Genomic DNA, 3,578 nt, shown 5'->3' with positions numbered 1-3,578 from the left:
CGGCACCGGCCAGCAGCGGGGCGATGTTGATGCCGAGCTGCGACAGCGTGATCAGGGTCACCACCACGATCAGCGAAATCATCAGCATGTTGCGCACGAACACCAGCAGCGTGCGGGCGCGCGAGGACAGCACGCGCTTGTCGCCGTCGCTGACGTTGAGGCGCGTTTCGATCATGCCGTTCACCGTCTCCCACACGATCAGGGCGGTGACGACGGCCGTCAGGATGGAGCCGAACACGCGGGTCAGCGCGCGGCCGCCTTCCGAGAGCAGGAAGGCGACGATCCCGAGCCCCCAGCTTTCCAGCAGCAGCACCGTGCCCGCGATCCAGATGGCGGCGGTCAGCAGCCGGCCGATGAGGGCGCGGATGCGCTGGCCGTGGTCGGAGGTGAGGAAACTCTGCCTGGTCTTTCTGGCCTTCACCCAGCGCTGCACCAGCGCGCTGAGGAACGGCACCAGCACCAGCACGCCCGCGGTGATCCACGCGGCGCGGAACAGCACCTCGAAGCCGCCGGAGATCTGCAGCGCCAGCACGCCGCTGAGCAGCACGATGTAGATGCAGGCGATGACGTACCAGGCCTGCGCCAGCCAGCGCATGAGCGGGGTGTACCAGCGCCCCGGCATGACGCAGGAGTGCAGGAAGGCGCCGAAATCGCGCCGCCAGCGCAGCACGAAGCTGATGGCCGCAGCCATGATGATGAGACCGAGCAGGAACAGCAGCGCCCAGCGCGACTGCGGCGGCAGCCCGAACAGATAGAGCGAATCGAGCACGAAATAGCCCCACACGCCCAGATGCACGATCCGCACCGCCGAGGTGAACAGCCGGCGTGCGGTCTCGTCGTCCAGCGGCACGAGGCGCAGGGCCCGCACCTGCGGGGCCAGCACCAGCCGCAGCAGCACACCCACGAAGCCGGCAACGAGCGTGGCGTCGATCAGCGTGACGACCAGCGCATCGGTGGCGCGCTCGGGCGGGAGGATCTCCAGCACGCCGGTGGCGACCAGCGCGAAGGCGGCCAGCGGCAGCAGGTCGGCCGCCATGCGCAGCAGGCCGAAGATGACGCGGGCGGCCGGGTGGGCGTTGACCGCATGGCGCTCCAGCTCGCGCCGCGGCCGGCGCAGCAGCGCCGCAACGCTCCAGAACGCCGCGAAGGCAACCGCCAGCGTGCCGGCGACGGTGGCCAGCAGCCGCATGAGGCCGGCCCGGCCCTCCGGCGTGGAAAGCGCCTTGCCCGCTTCGTTCCAGAGGCTCGGCAGCGTGGTGACGGCAAAGGTCAGGCGGCCGTAGATCATCTGCACGTTGGTGGCCACCTTGTCGGCGGCCTGCGAAACGGCGGTGTTCACGGCATCGGCGGTGGCTGCGGACTTGGTCGCCTCGGCGGAAGGCGCAAGCGCGCTGCGCAGCACTTCGAGCTGCTTGATGAGCGCGGTGCGGGCGGTCTCGTCCCTGAGCGTGCCGAGAACCGTATCGATGTCACCGGCCGTCAGGCCGCCCGCCTTGGCGGCGGTCTCGCTCGCCAGCGTCTTTGTATCGGCGGCTTTGGTGCCGGCCGCGCTGGCCTCGGGCGCGGCAGCGGGGGCGGCTGCCGGGGTTGCCGCGGCCGGGGCGGTTGCCGCAGCCGGGGCGGGCGCGGGCGGTGTCGCCGTGCTGCCGGCGGCCGGGGCGGTCGTCGCCGCCGGGACCGGGGCGGCCTCTTCTGCCCGCAGCCCGGCGGGTCCGGCGAGGCCGGCGGCGGCAAGAACGGTGAAGACGAGGAGCAGCGCGGCGAGGCGCCGGTGGAGCGAGAGCATCATGGGACGGATTGCGGTCCTGAAACACGGATCGGTGGTCGGCCGTCCGCAGGGGGACGGGGCCGGCGATGCCGGGGGGAAAAAGGCATCGCCCTGCCGCTGCCGGCCGGTTTGCAGAAGGGCGGCGGCTCAGGCCCGTCTCGGCCGCCGCTGGGTCACGGCAATGCCGAGCAGGATCAGCACATAGCCGACCCCGTGGTACCACTGCGGCCGCTCGCCCAGAAACAGAATGGCAAGAGCGGATCCGAACACGGGAATGAGGTGGAAGAATGGCCCCGCGCGGTTGGGGCCGATCAGCTCCACCCCGCGGTTGAAGGCGAAATAGGCCGCGATGGAAGCCAGCAGCACCACATAGGCAAGGGTGAGGACGGTCGTGGTGTCGAACACCATCACCTGTCCGCCGGCCATCTCCCAGGCGGTGAAGGGCCACAGCATCGCCTGTCCGAGGCCCATCGTGGTGCCGAGCAGCGACATCGGATGGATCGCCGGGCGCCGCTTCAGCAGCGCCGAATAGAGCGCATAGAGAAAGATCGCCGCCACGATCATCAGATCGCCGGGGTTGAAGCGGAAGCCGAGCAGTACCGCCGGATCGCCGCGGCCGATGATGAAGGTGACGCCGGTCAGCGAAATCAGCACGCCGCCGATCTGGGCGGCGGTCATGCGATCGCGGTAGAGCACGAACGACCAGAACCCGATCAGCAGCGGCGCAGTGGAAATGACCAGCGAGCCGCTGATGGCGGTGGCCTGCTGCAGCCCGATATAGGTCAGCGTGTTGTAGGCGGAAATCGAGGTTGCAGCCATGACGCACAGCAGGCCGAAATGGCGGCGGATCTCTGTGCGGTCCTTCACCATGTGGCGGAAGGCGAACGGCAGCAGGATGAGGAAGGCGAGCGACCAGCGCACCTGCGCCAGCGCGATCGGCGGCACATGGCCGGCCACATAGCGCCCGATGACCGTGTTGCCGCCCCACAGCAGCGAGGTGATCGTCAGCAGCACATAGGCGTTGTCGGCGATGAGGCGCAACCCGCGCGGCCTTTGGGCAGACGGCATGACGGCACTCCTGTTGCCGCAGGCCGGTGCACTGCCTGCGGCTGGCCACGGCTGGCCGGGGGGTATGGTTGCGGTGCGGCAACCCTGCGGGACAGGACTGCCGGGCAGAGCGGGCGGCCGGGCAAGCGGGTGGCCGGGCAAGGCGTGCGGCTGGCAAGAGGTGGCTGGCAAGAGGTGGCCGCGCACTTTATGTGACCGGCCGGAACCCACAATTGATCTGCTACATGGCCACAGCCGCGCCGGTCCTGTCCACTGCTGCCGCGCGCGCCGCCGCCGCCCGCTTTTCGCAACGGAGACGGCCGTTCGGATCATTTCATCCCGGCACAAAGCACACTATAGAAAAGGGCCGCCGCCCGCCCGCATGGCCTTCCCGGGAAAGAACCGGGGCCGGGCGCACGAGATGGCAGGGCCACAAGAACAGGAGAGGGCTCAAGGAATGGCGAACGTTGTCGTAGTCGGATCGCAGTGGGGCGACGAGGGCAAGGGCAAGATCGTCGACTGGCTGTCCGAGCGGGCAGACGTGGTCGTGCGCTTTCAGGGCGGCCACAACGCCGGCCACACGCTGGTCATCGACGGTGTGAGCTACAAACTGAGCCTTCTGCCCTCCGGCGTGGTGCGCCCCGGCAAGCTCGGCGTCATCGGCAATGGCGTGGTGCTCGATCCCCATGCGCTGGTGGCGGAAATCGACCGGCTGGCCGAACAGGGCGTGGTGGTGACGCCGCAGACCCTGCGCATCGCCGAG

Annotated in this window: 3 protein-coding genes; 1 reads left to right on the top strand and 2 read right to left on the bottom strand. The window is 69.5% G+C overall.

What is annotated here, in order from left to right; genetic code table 11:
* Window positions 1–1,789: hypothetical protein (locus V7067_RS16580; RefSeq protein ID WP_334177000.1), on the bottom strand; the 1,789-nt coding region annotated here is incomplete at its 3' end.
* Window positions 1,790–1,915: 126 nt separating this feature from the next.
* Window positions 1,916–2,836, bottom strand: a complete 921-nt coding sequence (locus tag V7067_RS16575; RefSeq protein WP_334176999.1) for a DMT family transporter — start codon at window positions 2,834–2,836, stop codon at window positions 1,916–1,918.
* A 436-nt stretch (window positions 2,837–3,272) separates the two neighbouring features.
* On the opposite strand from V7067_RS16575, the gene V7067_RS16570 reads away from it, so the two are divergent.
* On the top strand, window positions 3,273–3,578 hold a 306-nt coding region (locus V7067_RS16570), incomplete at its 3' end, for an adenylosuccinate synthetase (RefSeq protein ID WP_334176998.1).

The organism is Pseudoxanthobacter sp. (genome assembly GCF_036822375.1).
Classification (GTDB): domain Bacteria; phylum Pseudomonadota; class Alphaproteobacteria; order Rhizobiales; family Segnochrobactraceae; genus Pseudoxanthobacter.
This window is presented reverse-complemented; position numbering and strand designations above follow the sequence as displayed.

Bases quoted from the DNA above. Each gene is read 5' to 3' on its own strand.
- V7067_RS16575 (WP_334176999.1), bottom strand. From the start codon at position 2,836: ATGCCGTCTGCCCAAAGGCCGCGCGGGTTGCGCCTCATCGCCGACAAC.